This window comes from Apilactobacillus kunkeei DSM 12361 = ATCC 700308 (genome assembly GCF_001281265.1).
In the GTDB taxonomy this organism is placed as follows: Bacteria; Bacillota; Bacilli; order Lactobacillales; family Lactobacillaceae; genus Apilactobacillus; species Apilactobacillus kunkeei.
The window spans coordinates 150299-155392 of the sequence record NZ_JXDB01000002.1 but is presented as its reverse complement, the minus strand read 5'-3'; the positions used below and the strand labels follow the sequence as shown (position 1 = coordinate 155392).

Sequence of the window (5094 nt, the reverse complement as noted above, 5' to 3'; positions counted from 1 at the left end):
AGTAATGGTCCTTTCAAATTCAATCGAGGTTTTAAAACTTTAATTAAAAACTTTTTCAAAAAAATATTATTTCGCGCTGCTACTTCATTAAAAAGCGCGCATTGAGGGTAATTTTATATAATCACTATATTATCATCTTCTTAAAGAAATTTAAAACGTTTTGAAGAATCATTTAATATTTATCGATTAAACAATACATATTGTCTAATAAATGGCTTAAAATTCATATTTTAAAAGAATTTTTCAATGCATTTAGATTGTCTTATTTTTAATCTTTTTATAATTTTAATTCGAAATATCATAACATAAAAATTACTGTATCTATAATTAAAACCACATAAGAAATATTATTTCTTCTAGCTTTCATTATTGTCTAATTTCTTTTACAATATAATAAATAATATTTGCGTTAGTATGGGAGGTATAAATTTTGTCACAACAACGATTATTAGACATTAAAAACGGCTATAACTTCCGAGAACTTGGTGGATACCAAACTGAAGATGGACGTTTTGTAAAATGGAATAAAGTCCTGCGTTCTGGAGAACTATCAGAATTATCTGATTCTGACTTAGCTTTTTTAGAAGATTATGGTATTAATTTCGATGTCGACTTAAGATCAGACACCGAAAGACAAAAGGCTTCAGATAAATTACCTAAAAAGACAAAATTTATCGCAAATCCTGTCTTCAATAGTGGTCATGATAAGACCGAACGCCAATACGCTGAACAATATATGGACGATGCTACGCGCGGTAAACAAAATATGATTAACTCATACCAGTCAATGGTAACTAGTCCATCCGCACAAAAAGCTTTTAAGAATCTTTTTAAAACTTTATTGGCTAACACTGACGACGGTGCTGTACTATTCCATTGTGCGCAAGGGAAGGACCGTACTGGTCTATCAGCTGCTTTCTTCTTGTTTGCTCTGGGTGTTGATGAAGAAACTATAAAAAAAGATTACCTATTATCAAAAGAAGCAATGAAACCATTCATTCAAGTGAAAATTGATCAATACAGTAAGTACGGTATGACCGAGGAACTTCGTCAAAACCTACACGACTTATATACTGTTGATGAATCATACTTTGATGCTGCCATGGTTACCATCAAAGCAAAATACGGTAACATTAATAACTTCTTGCATGAATTCATCGGATTAACCGATGATGATATCGCTAAATTAAAAGAAATTTACCTTACTGATTAAATAACATTGGAGTGATTTTTATGGGATTTAAAAAAGCTGCTGCTGCTTTAGGTGTAATGTCTACTGCAGTTGGGGCAGGAGCTTTTATGTTCAGTAACTACCTATTTAAGTTAGGTATGAACAGAAAGGACGAAGAACCTGTCCCACAAACTAGCCAATTACGTTTCGCATACGCATACTATCGTTATGTCGATTGGTTCCACGCTATTCCAAAAGAAGAGTGGGTGTTAAACGAAGTCGATACTGGAGAAAAAATGATTGCTTCATATGTCCCCGCTGAAGATGAAACAAACAAAACAATCATTATGGCTCATGGTGTTGGATGTAATCGTGAAACAATGGCTAACTTCATTAAGATGTACCACGAATTAGGTTTTAACGTCTTGGCTCCAGATGATCGTGCCCACGGCGATAGTGACGGTAAATACGTCAGCTATGGCTGGAAGGATCGCATCGACTATCTTCGTTGGATTAAGCTAGTACTTGAAAAAGTCGGTGAAGACGCCAAAATTCTTTTGTTTGGTATCAGTATGGGAGCTGGAATTGTCACAATGTTAAGTGGCGAAGATTTACCAAAACAAGTTAAAGCAATTATCGCTGATTGTGGATACACCAATGTTGGTGATGAATTTAACTACCTACTAAAGGATATGTTCCACCTACCTCCATACCCAATCGAACCTCTGGTAAGTGCAATTAACTGGTATAAGGTCGGATATCGTTTGCATAATGCTTCATGCACCGAAGCATTGAAGAAAAATGATTTACCTACCCTATTCATTCATGGGGACAGCGACATCTATGTTCCAACTTACATGTCTTATGAAAACTACGCGGCATCTAACGGTCCAAAACAACTTTGGATTGTGCCAGGTGCTGGTCATGAAGAAAGCTTCTGGGTTAATCCAGTTGCATACAAAAAACGTGTTAAAGATTTCTTACGTACTCATTTTGACTAATAAAAAAGACTCAGCATTTCGCTGGGTCTTTTTATTTAGTCATTATTTTCATTGTATTCTTTAGTCCATTCTGATTCACTCAAAATAGATTTAGCAAAATTATCTACATGTTTTTTTTGTACCACAGTATTGTAGTATGTCTTAACCAAAGACAACACACTAACTGTTTTATTTACCTTCGGAGCTTGAGATACAGGTCTATTACCCAAATGAGATGAATCGAGATATTGAAGCTTAACGTTTGATCCGTCAACATCAAATTGAAGATCAGCTAAACCATCACCATTTAAAGTTAATGAACTGTATCCATTGGATTTCGTCCCATCGTAACAAATCCTACTAAGGTAATAGTCGTCAGTATTTCCATCATCATTACCTAAAAATTTACTCTTTATAACAGTGTTGTAATGAGAATATTGATCAAAATTAGTCTTTTTACCCAAAGATTTAGACTGCTCATCTCTAGTCCATTCATAAGCTAATAATCCAATTGTTTTATCATCCAAGTTATTTACATTAACTTGACTAGAATGATTATCACTTGAACTACAACTAGTTGAGTTAGTAGCTGTCGAACTGACCTTTTTTGAAGTTGCCCCCGCTCCATATGGTTTATCTGATGAAGTATTTGATTTACTCTTTCCACAACCAACTAAAGCAGTTGAGATTAAAACAAGTACCCCCATCATAAATATAATTTTTTTCATCACAAATCCTCCCTATCGTATTTTTATAATATCATTAATTGAAGATTATAGAAAATTATAATAAAAAAAAGGAATAACCTTACAGGCTATTCCTTTTACTTAATAGTTAGTGTCATAAACATTGATGCATTAATAATCATGTAGACAACAATTGCAATCACTAGTGGTTTCCAATCGTACGCTAGACTAACCTTCACACGGTTAAACCAGCGTCTAAAGTAATGTCCTTCATCTGCATCAACAATTGAATCAATAATGTTGAAACTAATCTTGGCATTAATATAAGCCATATATAGGATCGTCAAAGTACCAATTAATAATACTAGTCCGCCTAAAATATCACCGACTGGAAGTGTGTAGTAAGCAAGTGCTAATTCCTGCCCAGCTAGTAATAACGTAATAATTGTTGGTAAAGCCACAATGCGACGTGATGGTAACAATGTGCAAACTAGGTAGAACAATACCAAGATCACTGCATAAATTAATGAACTTAATAATGTTGACCAATTAACTAAAAAGAATGTCACCTTCACACTGCCCCAGTGAGCAAAGTGGGCTTTACTGAAACTGTAATAAACCGTAAATAAGAAGAATAGGACAGCAAATATCCATCCTTCTTTTGTCATTTTAAATTTTTTATTCATTATATATCACCTATATTTCATTCTAACTGATTTTAAAAAATTACACAAAAAAAGAGCTGACGGATTGCCAACTCTTTTTGTTTTACATTAAACCACAACGTTTGAAAATTTCATCGACGTGGCGGATGTGATAGTGATAATCAAAGGCATCATCAATGTCTTCTTTTGAAAGTTTTTCGTTAATTGTTTCGCTTGCTTCAACTAATGGCTTGAACTGCTTGTTTTCATCCCAAGCAATTGCAGTAAGTGGTTGAACTGTGTCATAAGCAGCTTCTCTAGTCATTCCCGCTTCAACTAATTTCAACATCACACGTTGTGAATAGATTAGACCATTTGTGATATTTAGATTACTTAACATTCTGTCTTCGAATACATCTAAGTCACGAACAATGTTGTTAAAACGATGCAACATATAATCAATTAAGATAGTAGAATCTGGCAAAATAACACGTTCTGCTGATGAGTGAGAGATGTCTCGTTCATGCCATAATGCGACGTTTTCCATCGCTGTCACAACGTGGCCTCTCATGACACGTGCTAAACCACAGATATTTTCTGATCCAATCGGATTTCTCTTATGTGGCATTGCTGAAGAACCTTTTTGGCCTTTAGCAAAATGTTCTTCAACTTCATGAATTTCTGAACGTTGTAAACCACGAACTTCGGTTGCAAATTCTTCTAGGCTAGTTGCAATTACACCCAAACATGCAATGTAATTTGCATGTAAATCACGAGGTAGGACTTGACTGGCAACTGATTGAGCACGAATACCTAATTTATCACACACATATTGTTCAACATATGGATCGACATTCGCAAAAGTACCAACGGCACCGGAAATCTTACCAGCTTCAACATCCTTAGATGCAATGTTAAAACGTTCCAAGTTACGTTTCATTTCTTCATACCAACGAAGTAACTTCAAACCAAATGTAGTTGGTTCAGCTTGCACACCGTGGGTTCTACCCATGATAACAGTATCCTTGTACTTAAGTGCTTTGTTACCGATAGTTTCGATAATTTCTTCGATATCTTTTCGAATAATCGCATTGGCCTGTTTCAAACGATAACCTTGCGCAGTATCAACGATATCTGTACTGGTCATACCGAAGTGAATCCATTTACTTTCATCGCCCAAGTATCTTGAAACATCACGAGTAAATGCTACGACATCATGATGGGTAGTCTTTTCAATTTCTTCAATTTCCTTTTCATCGAATGTAGCATTCTTTTGAATCTTAGCTAAATCTTCTGCCGGAATTTCTCCTAACTTAGCCCAAGCTTCGTCAACTGCTACCTCCACAGCTAGCCATGAGGCGTATTGATTATATTTAGACCATACATTTCCCATTTCCGGTCTGGTATAACGATCAATCATCACAATCCATCCTTTCGAATATCTTGCTTTAATATTAACATACAAAATTCGTTTTTTCACTATTATATTAAAATTAATTATACTTATTGTTCGTTTTTTATCTTTTTTCCGAACATTATTTTCTCATTTATACAAATAGTTCTTGATTAATTTTTCCATCATGGTAAAATCTTTCGTGGAGTGTTGAAAAACC

The 5094-nt window shown here is 34.6% G+C and carries 5 protein-coding genes; 2 read left to right on the top strand and 3 right to left on the bottom strand.

Going from position 1 to position 5094, the window contains the following annotated elements:
• The first annotated feature begins 430 nt into the window (after positions 1 to 430).
• Positions 431 to 1213 carry a tyrosine-protein phosphatase gene (locus tag RZ79_RS01095; protein ID WP_054449646.1) on the top strand — a complete coding sequence of 261 codons (783 nt, stop codon included), beginning with the start codon at positions 431 to 433 and terminating at the stop codon, positions 1211 to 1213.
• A 20-nt stretch (positions 1214 to 1233) separates the two neighbouring features.
• On the top strand, positions 1234 to 2172 hold the full coding sequence (locus RZ79_RS01090; protein WP_054449645.1) for an alpha/beta hydrolase: 939 nt from the start codon (positions 1234 to 1236) through the stop codon (positions 2170 to 2172).
• A 35-nt stretch (positions 2173 to 2207) separates the two neighbouring features.
• On the opposite strand, the gene RZ79_RS01085 is transcribed toward RZ79_RS01090, so the two are convergent.
• The 3 genes from RZ79_RS01085 to purB form a co-directional block, all read right to left on the bottom strand.
• Entirely contained in the window at positions 2208 to 2879 is a 672-nt protein-coding gene (locus tag RZ79_RS01085; RefSeq protein ID WP_054449644.1) for an Lreu_0056 family protein, read from the bottom strand.
• Positions 2880 to 2974: 95 nt separating this feature from the next.
• Complete coding sequence (locus tag RZ79_RS01080; protein ID WP_054449643.1) at positions 2975 to 3523, bottom strand: hypothetical protein; 549 nt, start codon at positions 3521 to 3523, stop codon at positions 2975 to 2977.
• Between the two features lie 82 nt (positions 3524 to 3605).
• Positions 3606 to 4901 carry an adenylosuccinate lyase gene (gene purB, locus RZ79_RS01075; protein ID WP_034530946.1) on the bottom strand — a complete coding sequence of 432 codons (1296 nt, stop codon included), beginning with the start codon at positions 4899 to 4901 and terminating at the stop codon, positions 3606 to 3608.
• Positions 4902 to 5094: the final 193 nt, after the last annotated feature.

Coding starts and splice junctions, on each gene's coding strand:
- purB (WP_034530946.1), bottom strand. CDS start 4,901: ATGATTGATCGTTATACCAGACCGGAAATGGGAAATGTATGGTCTAAA.
- RZ79_RS01080 (WP_054449643.1), bottom strand. CDS start 3,523: ATGAATAAAAAATTTAAAATGACAAAAGAAGGATGGATATTTGCTGTC.
- RZ79_RS01085 (WP_054449644.1), bottom strand. CDS start 2,879: ATGAAAAAAATTATATTTATGATGGGGGTACTTGTTTTAATCTCAACT.
- RZ79_RS01090 (WP_054449645.1), top strand. CDS start 1,234: ATGGGATTTAAAAAAGCTGCTGCTGCTTTAGGTGTAATGTCTACTGCA.